Source organism: Streptomyces sp. ME19-01-6 (assembly GCF_033793745.1).
Taxonomy (GTDB): domain Bacteria; phylum Actinomycetota; class Actinomycetes; order Streptomycetales; family Streptomycetaceae; genus Streptomyces.
Genome location: NZ_JARAXF010000008.1, coordinates 281,608 through 296,822 on the forward strand (window position 1 = coordinate 281,608; position 15,215 = coordinate 296,822).

Here is a 15,215-nt window from a genome sequence, read left to right on the forward strand (position 1 = left end):
CGACCAGCGATGAGTGTCGCGTAGGAGTCCGGGACGCCGGGCCGGATGCCGTGGGAACGGCACCGGCCCGGCGTTCTCCGTATGGCGGCCGCAGCGCGCCGCCAGGTCACCTCACCTCGGGGGCGCGGACGGCGACGCGAGCGCCCTCCACCACCAGCTCCTCGTCGCAGAGCGGCGCGAGGAATCCGTCGCCGCCGATCACCAGGCAGGTGCGGTCCCGCACGAGTGTGGACAACAGCTCGGCCAGCGCCGGCTCGGAGGCGAACGCCTCCGCACCAGCGGTCGCGTCCACGACCACCAGGGCGGGGTCGGCCGCGATCGCACCTTCCAGGGCGAGCCGCCAGCGGTCGGCGACGGAGCCCACCGCCCCGTCGGACGCGGCGGGCTCCGCCGGCGAGACCCGGCACAGCCGCCGTTCGGTCTCGGCGGCGGCGATGGTGGCGACGTCCACCCCGCCGATCAGCACCCGCCCCGAGGTGGGCCGGAGATCGCCCGTCAGCAGATCGCCCAGGGTCAGGCGCACTCCGTCCGGTGTGCCGGTGAGCGCCGCGGTGGTGCCCGCCCGAAGCCGGAAGGAGACCCCGGCGAGCACCGTGCTCTCCCCGACCGCGACGCCGACGTCCTCGAACTCGACGTCGCAGGTCTCGGGCCACCCGGCCGCGGGCGGCTCCGGGTCACCGGCGTCGATCAGCCTGCCGATCGTGGTGAGCGTCGCCCGCGAGTTGACGACGGTGCTGGTCAGCAGGGCGGCCTCCATGACCGGCCGGAAGGTGAGCGCCGCGAGCACGATGAGCGCGACGCCCTTCTGGGCCGACACGTCGTCCCCGGTCGCGAGCACCGCGCACACCGCCACGGCACCGCACACCGCGAGTTCGACGATCCGCCACAGGAGCACCTGCCCCGTGGCGGGCAACAGCGCGCCCCGCCGGCCGCCGTACGGGGCGGCGGGACGCTCGTACGTCCGCCGTAGCCACTCGGCTCCCTCCGGCTCCTCATCCCGGGTGAGCAGCCGGGCCGTCGCGAAGGACGCCGCGGCCACCACCAGCAGACCGCCCGCGAGTGTCGCCGCGAGCCACGGCTCGACGAACACGCTGATCACGATCACCGTCAGCGGAGTGACGACGGCCGCCACCAGCGGGCGCAGCACATGTGCGGGCAGGCCCATCAGGACGACCACCGCGCTGCCGTTCAGCGAGGCGAGACGGTCGGCGTGTACCGGGCCGAGCGACCTGGTGGGCAGCGCCGACGCGCGGTCGGCGACGGCCCGGTGCAGGGTGGTGACCAGGTCGGCGCCGATCCGGTTGCCCATCGGAACGCTCCGGTAGTGCAGTACGGAGTACACCACCGTGATCGCCACCAGGACGGCGATCCACGGCCAGGGGACCGGCGTGTCCGGCGTGAGGAGGTCATCCGCGATCGGGACCACCACGGTGAAGGCGATGCCCTGGGTGATCGCGCCGAGGACCAGGAACATCAGCAGCGAGACCAATGCCCTGGTGCCGGACGCCTGGAGGTAGCGGGCGAGAACGGCCCTCATCGGCTGCCCTCCTGGGACGTAGCGGTTCGGGAAGCGGCCGGGACGGCCTGTGGGATGTCCGGGCGCCCGTCGAGCATGGCCGCGTACCGGCCGCCCTCGCGGAGCAACTGCTCGTGGGTGCCGGACTCGACGACCCGCCCGTCCTCCACGACCATGAGCCGCCCGTCGGTGACGGCCGAGGGCCCGGGGCTGAGGACGACCACGGCCGCCCGCTCCCGCAGTTCGTCCACCGCGGCCCGCAGCACCCCGGTGTCACCGCCGAACGCCCGCTGGTCGAGCAGGACGACTTCGTGGCCGCCCCCCGCGACCACCCTGGCCAGGGCGAGCCGCTGCAGCTCCGGATAGGAGAGGGACACCTCGGCGCCCACGTCCGAGGCGTAGCCCCGGGGGAACGCCGCGACGGTGTCGTGGACCCCGGCGGTGCGCGCGGCCCGCTCGGCGTCCTGAGCGGTGCCGCCGGGCCGGTCGGCGGTGATGTACGCGCCGACCGGCCCGATCACGACGGCCGGCTCGGCCTCCACCGCGGCGAACCGCTCGGGCGGCGTCTCGGCCTTGAGCCAGTCGGCCACCCGGCCCGCGCCTTCGGGCGTGGGTGCGATGACCGTCACCACCCCGCGCTCGGGCAGTTCGAGCCCGAGGCCGTCCGCGGGGGCGTCCACGGGGGCGTCCTGTTCGGCGGGGTCGGTCGCCGGCTGTTCTCCCTCGGCCGCCGGCTGGTCTCCCTCGGCGGGCGCCGGGACGCCCGCGGCGAACGCGGTCAGCCGTGCCGTGGCCTTCTTTCCCTCGCCGACCTCCTCCATGGAGTAGGTGCTGGCCAGCAGAGGGGCCGCCAGTCCGGCGCCCACGACCAGGAACGGGACAAGGTCACCGGGGGCCAGCGAGCCGTCCCGGACCATGAGTGCTCCTCCGCACAGCACGAACACCAGGACGGTCAGCGGCGAGAAGGCGATCTCGGCGATGGCCCGGCCGCCGAGCAGGGCACCGATGCGGACCTGGAAGAAGTCGCTGAACCCGTCGGTGGCCTCGGACAGCCGGCGGGCGGAGGTGCGCGTCACCGCCGCGGTGCGCGCCCGCGCGCCGGCGCGGTTGATCCGGGCGTCCAGGCCGATGGTGGGGCGCACCGCGTCGACGGCGCCGATGGACGCCACGTACTCGTCCTTCATCTCCTTGAAGAAGCGTGCGGAGATCACGCCGAAGGTGACGAACCCGAGCAGGATCGGCAACAGCGTCACCAGTGCCATCCGCCAGTCGACCCAGAACAGGTAGCCGATCGAGAGGACGAACACCAGCAGCGCGGAGACGAGTTCCGACCCCGCCCGGCCGACCATCACCCCGGCCGATGCGATGTCGCCGCCCAGGGTGGCGCTCTGGGCCCGCCACGCCGCGTGGAGCGACCGGGCGGCGGGGCGGGCGCGCAGCCTGGCGGCCACCCCGCCATGGAACAGCTCCTGACTGAGCTGGGCCGCCTGGCGGCTCAGCGTCCGTCCGGTGATCTGCACGGCGAGTGCGAGCACCGCCGTGGCGACCGCGGTGAGGACGAGCCCCTCGAGGCGGCCCGTGTCGGGGTCGGCGGTGAGCAGCTCCCGGCAGATCTCGACGACGAGGATCATCGCGCCCACGGTGGCCACCGCACCGGCGATCTCCAGGAGTGAGGCCACCCGGGCCCGCCACTGGACACCCCCGGCCGCCGCGGCGGCCGGGGTCTGTCGGTCAGCCATGTGCGGCCCCCCAGGCGTCGGCCGCCGTTCTCTGGTCCCTCATCGCTTGGAGACCAGGAAGTCGCCGATGACCAGGTGGTCGATGTCCGTGCCCAGGAAGCACTCGACCGCGTCCTTCGGGGAGCAGACGATGGGCTCGCCCGCCACGTTGAAGGAGGTGTTCACCAGGCACGGCACCTCGGTGCGTGAGGTGAACTCGCGCAGCAGCGCGGCCAGTCGCGGGTTGCTGTCGTCGGTGACGGTCTGGATGCGCGAGGTGGCGTCGACATGGGTGGCCGCCGCGATCTTCTCGGTGTACTCGGGGCGCACCGGGAAGACGAAGGTCATGTACGGCGAGCGCTCCTTCCTGCCCATCTCGAAAACCCGCGGCGCGTTCTCCTCCAGCACGATCGGCGCGAACGGGCGGAAGGGCTCGCGGTGCTTGACCCGGTTGTTGATGGTGTCCTTCATGTCCGCGTAGGACGGGTTGGCCAGGATGCTGCGGTTGCCCAGCGCCCTCGGACCGTACTCGGTCCGGCCCTGGAACCAGCCGATGACCGTCTTCCCGCTCAGCAGCTCGGCGGTCTTCTTCACCACCTCGTCGCCGGGCAGCTGCTCCCAGGTGACGGAGGAGGTGTACTCCTCGAGCGTGGCGCGGATCTCCTCCTCGCCGTACTCCGGGCCGAGGTACGGCGACTCGGTCGGCGCCAGGGCGACCGACTTCTCCCGTGCGACGTGCGCGGCGGCGCCGATGGAGACGCCGGGGTCGCTCGCCCCGAAGCTGACCTCGACCCGGGTGAAGGGCAGGTCCTCCAGTAGCTTGGTGTTGTTGACGCAGTTCAGGGCGAGGCCGCCCTCGAAGATCAGGTCCCGCAGGTCGGTGGCCTCGGCCAGCGCGCGCAGCTGGTGGGCGGTCACCGCCTCGATCATCTGCTGCGCCGCGCAGGCGAGCCGGACCCGGAAGTCGAACCCGTGGCGGTTGTCGTCGTTGCCGCCGAACAGCTGGTCGAACAGGGGGTCGTAGGCGCGCGGGCCGCGCGGGTCGTTCGCCAGGGCCAGGGAGTACCGGCCGCCCTCCTCCAGGGTGAGGACATCGGTCAGGAAGGGGTTCTCCTTCTCATCGGGCGCCTTGCCGAACCCGGCCAGGCCCATGACCTTGTACTCGTCGTTGTTCGGGGTGAAGCCGAGGTAGCGGGTGACGTTGGCGAACAGCTGAGCGAGCGAGTTCTTCGCGTCGATGGTGAACCGGTCGAAGACCTCGACCTTGCCGTCGCGGACCTCGCCCATGATGGCGCTGTCCGACTCGGCCTGGCCGTCGTTGATAAGGAAGGCGGCGTCGCCGAGGCCGGAGAAGGTACGGCCGCAGGCCAGGTGGGCCCGGTGGTGCGGGACGGTGATCAGCTTCTCGTCCGGCAGGGTGTAGCCGGTGTGGCGGGTGAAGTCCTCGATCAGCGCGGTCCTGCCCAGCGCACCGTTCCACAGCTCGCCGAAGGAGCCGATCGCCTGGAACTTGTACTCGGGCGGGATCGGCGCGCTCGCGAGGCCCATGAGGGCGGTGTCGGCGAATTCCGCGGTGAAGTTCCAGCCGAAGGCGTAGTAGTCCACGTCCTCGTAGGAGATACCGGCCTGCTCCAGACACCACCGCATGGCGTTCGCGGGGAAGGCGGTGGTCTTCTTCTGCCGGTTCATCCGCTCCTCCTCGACGGCGGCCACCAGCTCGCCGTCGACGAACAGGGCGGCGGCGGCGTCATGACCGAGGAAGCTGTGGCGGTCGACGCTGTCGGCGGTGTAGCCGTAGAGCCGGCCGAACAACTCCGCTATCTGCGAGAAGCCGTTGTATCCCAGAATGATCATTTCTGTTTTCCTTTCCGGACCGCGGTCGTCTTTGGCCGCGGCTCGTGCATGGGTGGAGGGACGGTGTCGCGCCCGGGTCACAGTCCCTGTTCGGTGAGCCAGCGCTCGATCGCCTCGGTGGTCACGGCGATGTTGTCCTCCATGACCGTGAAGTGGTCGCCGAGGGTGGTGGCGGCCGTGTGCGGGAACGGCCAGGACGGCCGCCAGCTGTCGCCGTCGAATCCGCTGTCCTGGTGGGGCAGCGGGGATTCGGCGCCGAGGAAGAGCGTCGGGCTCTCGACGGGCGCCACCTCGCACTGGTCCATCAGCGTGTGGTAGCGCCCCATCGCGGTCAGCCGCACACCGCTGAGCGCGTCGGGTCCGAGGATGTGTTCGCGGGCGAACAGGCCGTCGTTCATCGCGGCCACCGTCTTGGCCGAGAACTCGCTGTCGGCCTGGAAGGTGTCGATGAGGACGACCGCGGCGGGCGCGAGCCCGGCCCGCTCGGCCCGCATCGCCAGGGCGTAGGCGATCAGCCCGCCCGCCGAGTGTCCGAGGAGCACATACGGGCCGTCCCCGACGGACTCGCGCACCGCGGCGATCTGCAGCTCGACGAAGCTCTCGAACGAGTCGGGCAGCAACTCCCCCTCGGCGAAACCGGGGTTGATCAGCGAGAGCACATCCCGCTCACCTTGCAGGAGCTGCGACAGCCGGGCGTACTGCACTGGACCGGCGGTGGCGGTGATGGCGGGCACGCAGACCACCGCCGCCCGGCTGCCGTCGCCCCTGGCGAGCCGGACGGCCCGCGGGACGTGGTCCGCCGCGGTCTCGACGGTGAAGGACGGCCTGAGTCGCGCGGCGGCCTGGATGAGGTCCATGCCCGCCGTCCCCGCCTGCCCGAGGGCGTGCGACTCGCGGTAGAGCGCCTCGATGCTGTCGAAGGGAGAGGAGGGCGGAGCCGCGCGGTCCGCGGTCCGCCCGCCGGGCGCCGCGCCGGAGCCGACGAGGTCCGCCAGATGGCCGGCCAGCCGGGCCGTGGTCGAGTACTCGAACATCGTCGTCGCCGGGAGTTCCAGGTCCAGCAGCGGGCCGAGCCGGTCGCGCAGGGTGATGCCCGCCAGCGAGTCCACCCCCAGGTCGAGGAACTCCACGTCGGGGTCGATGTCCATGTCCGCGCCCACGCCGTGGCGCAGCACGGCGGCCAGCTCGCCGCGGATGAGGTCCTCCAGCAGCCGGCGGCGCTTGTCCGGCGCGGCCTCCCGTACCAGGGCGAGGGTGTTCCCCTCCGGCTCCCGCGGCGGCCTCCCCGGCCGGGCCGGCCGAGCGGCGCCCGTCCCGGGGGCCGGCTGGAAGGCGGCCGTGGGGACGGCACGCAGGGTCAAGCGGTCGACACCGGCGAGGGGGCGGCCCTCGCGGTCGGCGAGGCGGACGCCCACCGCGTCCTCGCCCGCGCCGGAGAGCCGGATCCGGACGGCGGTGGTGGCAGTGGCGGCGGTCGCGGCGTGCAGCCGCACCCCGGACCATGCTCGCGCCATCGCCACCTGCGCGTCGTCGAGGGTGAGGAACTCGCCCAGGCCCGTGGTGTGCAGGGCGGCGTCGAGCAGCGCCGGGTGGAGGCGGAAGCCGTTCGCGGGGGTCCCCTCCGCCAGGGCCACCTCGGCGAAGACCTCTGCGCCGCGCCGCCACGCGGCGCGCAGGCTCCGGAACGCGGGGCCGTACGTGAAGCCCTGCTCGGCCAGCGCGTCGTAGAGGCCCGCCACCTCAGCCGCCGCCGCGCCGGGCGGCGGCCAGGCGCCCGCGAGCTCCTCGAAGCCCTCCGGCACCTCCTGCCCTTCCGTGGTCTCCGAGCCCTCGGTCCAGGGGGCCACGACCGCGCGGGCGTGGCACGTCCACCCCGCGGTCTCGCCCTCGCCGGGCGACTCCGGGCGGGAGTGGACGGTCAGGACGCGGTGGCCGCCCTCGTCGGCCGGGCCCACCTGCACCTGAACGTGTGCGGCGGTGTCGGGGCCGAGGATCAGCGGCGCCTCCTGGGTGAGTTCGCGCAGCTCGGGGCAGTCCAGCCGGCGTCCGGCGTACAGCGCCCAGTCGACGAGCACGCCGGCGGGCAGCACGGCCGTGCCCAGCACCGCGTGGTCGGCGAGCCATGGCTGGCCGGCCTGCGAGAGCCTGCCGGTGAACAGGGCGGTGTCCCCCTCGGCGGGCATGACCGCGCCCGCCAGCAGGGGGTGGTCCGCCGCGTCGAGGCCGACGCCGCTCGCGTCCCCGGCGCGCGGGCGCGCCTCGAGCCAGAACCGCTGCCGCTGGAAGGCGTACGTGGGCAGGTCGACCGGGCGCGCCGGGCGCGGCACCAAGGCGGACCAGTCCACCCCGTCGCCGTGGACCCACAGCGTCGCCGCCGACCGGGTCAGCGCGGCCCGGTCGTCGTGTCCGCGCCGCAGCGACCCGACCACGACCGCGTCATGTCCGGCGGCGGCCGCCAGGTCACCGACGGCGTCGGTCGTCACCGGATGAGGGCTCAGCTCGAGGAAAGTGTCCACACCGTCCCGCACCAGCAGGCCGACCGCGTCAAAGAACCCGTCCGGTGCGCCCGGGTGCCGGTGCCAGTGGTCCGCGTCCGCGCGCGCCGGGTCGAACGGCTGCCCCGTGGCGGACGAGTACAGCGGGACGCGCCCGCTCCGGCAGATGACCAGCGGGCCCGCCTCAGGCGACCGCTCGCCGTCCGCCGCAGGCTCGGCCGCGGACCACCGACCCTGCCACGCCGCCAGCGCCGCCCCGTCGGCCAGGGACAGCACACCGGCCACGCACGCGGCGGCGATCTCGCCGTGCGCCTGGCCGACCACGGCGGCCGGCGTGACACCGACCGAGCGCCACAACTCGGCCAGCGAGACCGCCACGGCCCACAGCGCGGGGACGGCGATGTCGCGGCGCTCAAGCGTCTCGGGCCCGCCCCGGAGCGCGTCGAGCAGATCCCGGCCGGTGTGCGGCGCCAGCGCCTCCGCGCACTCCCCCATCACCTTGGCGAACACCGGCGAGGAGTCGAGCAGTCCGGTGGCCATTCCCGCCCACGCCGAGGTCTCCCCCGGGCACACGAACGCGACCTTCGTGCGGTTGCGGGCCACGCCTCGTATGACGTCCGTCTCCTTGGTGTCCTGGCCCGCCAGGGCGTCCAGGCCCGTGGCGAACCCGGCGCCGTCGGCGGCGAGTACGACGGCCCGATGGCCGAAGACGGTCCGGGTCTCCACCAGGGCGGCGGCGATGTCGTCCGCCGGCACCTCGGCGCCCGCCGGGGAGGTGGCGAACTCCCGCAGCCGCTCGGCCTGGCCGCGCAGGGCGGCGGCCGAGCGGGCCGACAGCACCCACGGCGGCGGCGCCACCGGGGAGGGTTCGACGACCACCGAGGGCCGCTCGGCGGTGTCCGCGGTGGGTTCGGCAGTGGGTTCAGCAGCGGGTTGAGCGGTGGTTCCCGTGGCGGTTTCGGTGGGTGCCTGTTCCAGGATCACATGGGCGTTGGTGCCGCTGATCCCGAACGAGGACACCGCCGCGCGCCGCGGCCTACCGGTCTCGGGCCAGGCAACACGCTCGGTGGCCAGCTCCACCGCACCCGACGACCAGTCCACATGCGGCGTCGGCTCATCCACATGCAACGTCGGCGGCACCACCCCATGCCGCATCGCCATCACCATCTTGATCACACCAGCCACACCCGCGGCCGCCTGCGTATGACCGACATTCGACTTCACCGACCCCAACAACACCGCCCCACCACCCGACCGCCCCTGCCCATACGTCGCCAACAACGCCTGAGCCTCAATCGGATCCCCCAACGGCGTCCCGGTACCGTGCGCCTCCACCACATCCACATCCGACGCCACCACACCCGCACCCGCCAACGCATCCCGAATCACCCGCTGCTGCGACGGACCATTCGGCGCCGTCATACCGTTGGACGCGCCGTCCTGATTGACCGCGGATCCCCGGACGACGGCAAGGACCCGATGCCCGTTGCGCCGCGCATCGCTCAACCGCTCCACCAACAGCACACCGATGCCCTCACCCCACGCCGTACCGTCCGCCGACGCCGCGAACGCCTTGCACCGGCCATCCGCCGCCAACCCACGCTGCTTGCCGAACTCCGTGAACGCGGCGGGGGTCGAGACGACCGCGACACCGCCGGCCAGGGCGAGGTCGCACGCCCCGCGCCGCAGCGCGCTCACCGCCATGTCCAGCGCGACCAGCGAAGACGAGCAGGCCGTGTCCACCGTGACGGCAGGACCCTCGAAGCCGAAGGTGTACGCGATCCGGCCCGATGCCACGCTGCCCGCGGTCCCGTTGCTCAGATAGCCCGCGATCTCCTCGGGCACCTCCTGGAGCCGCGCCACATAGTCGTGGTGCATCAGGCCGGTGAACACGCCGGTCCGGCTGCCCCGCAGACGCGTCGGGTCGATACCGGCCCGCTCGACGGCCTCCCACGACAGCTCCAGCAGCAGACGGTGCTGCGGGTCCATCGCCACCGCCTCGTGCGGGGCCACACCGAAGAACGCGGCGTCGAAATCGGCGGCGTCGTAGAGGAAGCCGCTCTCCCGCACATACGTCGTGTTCGCGCCGGCGCCGTCCGGGTCGTACAGCGCGTCCAAGTCCCAACCGCGGTCGGCGGGGAAGCCACCGATGCCCTCGCGGCCGTGCAGGACCATGTCCCACAGGTCCTCGGGGGAGCGCACATCGCCCGGATAGCGGCAGCTCATGCCGACGATCGCGATCGGCTCGTCGGCCGCGGCGAGCGTCGCCCGCGGCCCGTCGCCCTCGTCGACCGTGCCGACCAGCGCCGAGCCGAGGAACGCGGCCAGCGCCTCGGGGCTCGGGTAGTCGAACACCAGCGTCGTGGGCAGCCGGACACCGGTGTCCTCGGCCAGCCGGTTGCGCAGTTCGACGGCGGTGAGCGAGTCGAAGCCCAAGGTGGCGAAGGACTGCCCGGGCGCGATGTCCTCGGGCGCGGCATGCCCCAGCACGGTGGCGACGTGGTCCCGCACCAGGTCGACCAGCAGCGCCGACCGCTCCCCCTCCGACAGGCGCCGCAGCCGGTCGCGCCAGCCCGAGTCCGCGGCCGAGGAGGCGGTTGCCCGCCGCCGGGGGGCCGTGACCAGCCCGCGCAGCAGCGGGGGCGGGGCGCTCTGGCCGCGCAGGTCCAGGTGTACCGGGACGAGCACCGGCTCCGGCAGCCGGGCTGCGGCGTCGAACAGCGCCATCCCCTCGTCCGCGGAGAGCGCCCGCAGTCCGCCGCGGTTCAGCCGCTTGACGTCGGTGTCGCTCAAGGCGCCGGTCATCGTGGACAGTTCGGCCCACAGTCCCCAGTCCAGCGACTGCGCGGGCAGGCCCTGACCGTGCCGGTGCCGGGCCAGGGCGTCGAGGAAGGTGTTGGCCGCCGCGTAGTTGGCCTGCCCCGGCGACCCGAAGATTCCGGCCGCGGAGGAGAACAGCACGAAGAAGTCCAGCTCCAGGCCCCCGGTCAGCTCGTGCAGATGCCACGCGGCGTCCACCTTCGGCCGGAAGACCGCCGCGAGGCGTTCTGGTGTCTGGGCGGCGACCATGCCGTCGTCGAGGACACCGGCCGCGTGCACCACCCCACGCAGTTCGGGGAGGGAGGCCAGCAGTTCGGCGACGGCGTCCCGGTCCGCGACGTCACAGGCCGCCAGCCGCACCGTGGCGCCGAGGCCGCGCAGTTCCTCGGCCTGCTCGGCGGCGCCGGGGGCGGCCGGGCCGCTCCTGCCGACCAGCACCAGGTCGGTGACCTGGTGGGCGGTGACCAGGTGCCGGGCGACGGCCGCGCCGATGACCCCGGTGCCTCCGGTGATCAGCACGGTGCCCCGGCCGGACCACGGCGCCGGCGCGTCGGCGGCGGGGAGGGCCGTACGGGCCAGGCGGGGCACGAACAACCGGGCGCCGCGGACGCCGATCTCGGTCTCGCCCGTGGCGATCGCCGCGCGGACCAAGTCCATGGGCACGTTGTCGTCGGCATCGGCGTCCATGTCGAGGAGCGCGAAGCGGTCCGGGTGCTCCGAGCGCGCCGAGCGCACCAGACCGTGGACGGCCGCCCCGGCGAGGTCGATCCCGCCCCCGGCAGTCACCTCGACCCCGCGGCGTACGGTCACCACCAGCCGGGCGCCGCCGAGTCCGTCGTGGGCCAGCCACTCCCGGATCCGCTCCAGCACGCGCGCCACCGAGCCCCGCACCCGCTCCGGCACGGTGGCGCCGGGGCCGGCCGGGTCCGTGCCGTCCAGCAGCACGGTGTCGGCGCCGTCGGCCACGGCCGACGCGAGTTCCCCGGCGGACATGCCCTCGGCCCACCACACCGGCCGATGCCCGCCGGCAGCCACTGCCACCGCCTCCCAGGGCTCCCAGCGGTGGGCGAACAGGGAGCCGGCCACCGCCGTACGGGCCGAGCGCACCTGGTCCGGGGTCACCGGGCGCAGCACCAGTTCGTCGATCCCCAGGACGGGGGCGCCGGTCGCGTCGGCGATCCTCACCCGTACCGCGGCCGTACCCACGGTCCGCAGCCACACCCGGACCGTCCGGGCGCCACTCGCCCACAGCCGCACGCCCGACCAGGCGAAGGGCAGCCGCGAGGTGGCCCCGGCGTCGGCGCCGATGTCGGTGTTCTCGGCGAAGACGCCGAGCCCGATGCCGTGCAGCGCCGCGTCCAGGAGTGCGGGATGGACGCCGAACCCTTCGGCCTCCTCGATGGCGTCCTCGGGCAGGACCACCTCGGCGAAGAAGTCCTCGCCGCGCCGCCAGGCCGCGCGCAGCCCCTGGAAGGTCGGGCCGTACGCATAGCCCTGGCGCGCCAGCGCCGGGTAGAAGTCCTCCGTGTCGACGGGCGTGGCGTCGCGCGGCGGCCAGAGCCGGCCGGTCACCGCCCCGAAGTCGGTGGTGCTGGGGCCCTCGTTCAGCGGCGCCAGCACGGCCTGGGCGTGGCAGGTCCACTCCGGCTGTCCCTGCTCCGCGCCGTCGTCGGCCGACTCGGGGCGCGAGTGGACGGACACCGGGCGCCGTCCGTCGGCGTCGGCCCGGCCCACCACGACCTGCACCTGTGCGGCGCCCGCGGCGTCGAGCACCAGCGGGGTCTCCAGGGTGAGGTCCTGTACCTGCCCACAGCCCAGGTCCTGCCCGGCGCGCAGGGCCAGTTCGACGAAGGCCGTCCCGGGCAGCAGCACCGCGCCCAGCACGGCGTGGTCGGCCAGCCAGGGGTGGGTGGCCAGGGACAGCCTGCCGGTGAGCACGGCCGTATCGCCGTCCGCCACGCTGACCACCGCCCCGAGCAACGGGTGGTCGACACCGGTCAGCCCGGCCGACGCGATGTCGGCGGCCGCCCCGCGCGAGGACATCCGGGGCCAGAAGCGGCGTCGGTCGAAGGCGTAGGTCGGCAGGTCCGCGCGGCCCGGCACGGGGGGCAGCACCGCGCACCAGTCCACCTCGACACCGCGGGTCCACAGCGTCCCGACGGCCCGCAGCAGGCCGGCGACCTGCGGCCGCTCGCGGTGGGCGACCGCGGCCACGGCCGCCGACCCCTCCCGCAGACTGTCCTCGATCGCCCTGGTCAGCACCGCGTGCGGGCCGATCTCGAGGAAGACGTCGGCGCGTGGCTCCAGGGAGCGTACGGCGTCCTGGAAGCGGACCGCCTCACGGGCGTTGCGGATCCAGTACTCCGGCGACATCACCTCCTCGGCCGAGACCTCCGCCCCGGTGACGGTGGACACCAGCCGGAGCGTCGGCGTCGACCAGGCCAGCCCGGTGAGAACGGAGCGGAAATCCTCGAGCATCGGCTCCATCAGCGGAGAGTGGAACGCGTGGCTGACCCGCAGTCTCCGGGTGCGCCGCCCGGCCGCCTCGGCGGCGTCGGCGATGCGTCGCACCACGTCGTCGGCGCCCGAGACGACGACGGCGGAGGGGCCGTTGACCGCGGCGACCGCGATCTGGTCCGCGGGCTCGTTCGACAGCCACCGCTCGACCTCGGCCTCCCCGGCGTCGACCGCGAGCATGGCGCCGCCGTCGGGGAGCCGCTGCATGAGCCTGCCGCGGGCCACGGCCAGCGTCACCGCGTCGGCCAGCGAGAGCACCCCGGCCACATGGGCCGCCGCGATCTCACCGATCGAGTGTCCGAGCACGGCGTCGGGGGTCACTCCCCAGGCCCGCAGGGTGCGGAACAGCGCGACTTCGATCGCGAACATGGCGATCTGCGTGTACTCGGTCCGGTGGACCCGGTCGGCGTGCGGGGAGGACCGCGGGGCGAAGACGATGTCCGCGAGGGGGACGTCGAGCTGTGCGTCGGCCTCGGCGCACACGGCGTCGAACGCCGCGGCGAAGGGCGGGAGGGCGTCGTACCACTCCCGTCCCATGCCCGCCCACTGCGCGCCCTGCCCCGCGAAGACGAAGGCGGCCCTGGCGCCGGGGAGAGCGGCGCCGCGCACATGGTGACGGCCGGTGACGGCCTTCTCGGCGAGGGTGTCCAGCACCTCCGCGAATCCGGCGGCGTCCTCGGCGAGGACGACGGCGCGGTGCTCGAAGGCCGTACGAGCGGTCGCGAGCCCGACGGCCACCTCGGCGGCATCCGGGGCGGCGGCGCTCGCGAAGTCGCGCAGCCGCGTGGCCTGCCCGCGCAGCGCGGCCTCCGACTTGGCCGAGAGCGGCCACGGCAGCACGCCGTGGTCCGACCGCGTTTCCGCGTCGGGTTCAGACGCGGGCTCAGTCACGGTTTCGGCGGGTGCCTGTTCCAGGATCACATGGGCGTTGGTGCCGCTGATCCCGAACGAGGACACCGCCGCACGCCGCGGCCTACCGGTCTCGGGCCAGGCAACACGCTCGGTGGCCAGCTCCACCGCACCCGACGACCAGTCCACATGCGGCGTCGGCTCATCCACATGCAACGTCGGCGGCACCACCCCATGCCGCATCGCCATCACCATCTTGATCACACCAGCCACACCCGCGGCCGCCTGCGTATGACCGACATTCGACTTCACCGACCCCAACAACACCGCCCCACCACCCGACCGCCCCTGCCCATACGTCGCCAACAACGCCTGAGCCTCAATCGGATCCCCCAACGAGGTCCCGGTACCGTGCGCCTCCACCACATCCACATCCGACGCCACCACACCCGCACCCGCCAACGCATCCCGAATCACCCGCTGCTGCGACGGACCATTCGGCGCCGTCAACCCATTCGACGCGCCGTCCTGGTTCACCGCTGAACCCCGCACCACCGCCAACACCCGATGCCCATTGCGCCGCGCATCACTCAACCGCTCCACCAACAGCACACCGACGCCCTCACCCCACGCCGTACCGTCCGCCGACGCCGCGAACGCCTTGCACCGGCCATCCACCGCCAACCCACGCTGCTTGCCGAACTCCGCGAAGACGCCGGGCGTCGACATCACGGTCACCCCGCCCACGAGCGCGAGCGGGCAGTCGCCCGAGCGCAGCGCCTGGGCCGCCAGGTGCAGTGCCACCAGCGACGCCGAGCACGCCGTGTCCACCGTGACGGCAGGACCCTCGAAGCCGTAGGTGAAGGCGATACGGCCGGAGACGACGCTGGAGGCGGTGCCGGTCAGCAGATAGCCGAGCGACTCGTGCCCGGCGTGGTTCAGCAGGCCCGGGTAGTCCGCTCCGTTGACGCCGATGAACACACCGGTCCGGCTGCCCAGCAAGGTGGCCGGATCGATGCCGGCGCGCTCGAACGCCTCCCAGGACGCCTCGAGCAGCACCCGCTGCTGGGGGTCCATCTCCAGTGCCTCGCGCGGGGAGATGCCGAAGAAGCCCGCGTCGAAGTCGGTGGCCGCGTCGATGAACCCGCCCCGGCCGGGCGGCCCGTCGGGACCCGCGTCCGAGCCCGTCGGCCGCCAGCCCCGGTCGTCGGGGTAGCCGCCCATCGCGTCGCCACCGTCGCGTACGAACTCCCAGAACTCCTCGGGCGTGTTCGAGTGTCCGGGGAACCGGCAGCTCATCCCGACGATGGCGATCGGCTCCCGCTGCGCGTCCTCCAGGTCACGGACCCGCTGCCGGGTCCGCTTGAGGTCCGCCGTCACCCGCTTCAGGTACTCGACGACCTGCTCTTTCTCAGCCATGTTCCAAACCCCTCATAGAACGGCACT

4 protein-coding genes are annotated in these 15,215 nt (G+C 73.6%); all 4 read right to left on the reverse strand.

Features of this window, described 5'->3' with window-relative positions; genetic code table 11:
- Positions 1–106: 106 nt before the first annotated feature.
- On the reverse strand, positions 107–1,537 hold the full coding sequence (locus tag PV419_RS21540) for a hypothetical protein (protein ID WP_319691261.1): 1,431 nt from the start codon (positions 1,535–1,537) through the stop codon (positions 107–109).
- A complete protein-coding gene (locus tag PV419_RS21545; protein WP_319691263.1) occupies positions 1,534–3,255 on the reverse strand; it encodes an ABC transporter ATP-binding protein in 1,722 nt (573 codons plus the stop codon). The genes PV419_RS21540 and PV419_RS21545 overlap by 4 nt, the downstream gene beginning before the upstream one ends.
- Positions 3,256–3,294: 39 nt before the next feature.
- Positions 3,295–5,088 (reverse strand): carbamoyltransferase, encoded by a 1,794-nt coding sequence (locus tag PV419_RS21550; RefSeq protein WP_319691265.1) that lies wholly within the window; start codon positions 5,086–5,088, stop codon positions 3,295–3,297.
- Positions 5,089–5,165: 77 nt separating this feature from the next.
- Positions 5,166–15,188: an SDR family NAD(P)-dependent oxidoreductase gene (locus tag PV419_RS21555; protein ID WP_319691267.1), complete on the reverse strand. Its 10,023-nt coding sequence runs from the start codon at positions 15,186–15,188 to the stop codon at positions 5,166–5,168.
- Between the last annotated feature and the right edge of the window lie 27 nt (positions 15,189–15,215).